The 558-nt window shown below is 51.1% G+C and carries 1 pseudogene; it reads left to right on the top strand.

Going from position 1 to position 558, the window contains the following annotated elements:
• Positions 1 to 91: 91 nt before the first annotated feature.
• Positions 92 to 558, top strand: a pseudogene (locus tag K0778_RS27255) (transposase); the annotation flags it as partial.

Consider the following 558-nt stretch of genomic DNA (forward strand, 5'->3'; position numbering starts at 1 on the left):
TAGACTGGCCCCCTGAATCTCCAGACAACCAATATCACTTAAATAAGTGATAGTCTTAATACTAGTTTTTAGACTAGTCATTGGAGAGCAGATGATTGATGTCTTAGGACCGGAGAAACGCAGACGGCGTACTACACAGGAAAAGATCGCTATTGTTCAGCAGAGTTTTGAACCGGGAATGACGGTCTCCCTTGTTGCCCGGCAACACGGTGTGGCAGCCAGCCAGTTATTTCTCTGGCGCAAGCAATACCAGGAGGGAAGTCTTACTGCTGTGGCCGCAGGAGAGCAGGTCGTTCCTGCCTCTGAACTTGCTGCTGCCATGAAGCAGATTAAAGAACTCCAGCGCCTGCTCGGCAAAAAAACGATGGAAAATGAACTCCTTAAAGAAGCCGTTGAATACGGGCGTGCAAAAAAGTGGATAGCGCACGCGCCCTTATTGCCCGGGGATGGGGAGTAAGCTTAGTCAGCCGTTGTCTCCGGGTGTCGCGTGCGCAGTTGCACGTAATTCTCAGACGAACCGATGACTGGAAAGATGGTCGCCGCAGCCGTCACTCAGAT

Source organism: Escherichia sp. XD33 (assembly GCF_019375075.1).
GTDB classification, from domain to species: domain Bacteria; phylum Pseudomonadota; class Gammaproteobacteria; order Enterobacterales; family Enterobacteriaceae; genus Enterobacter; species Enterobacter flexneri_A.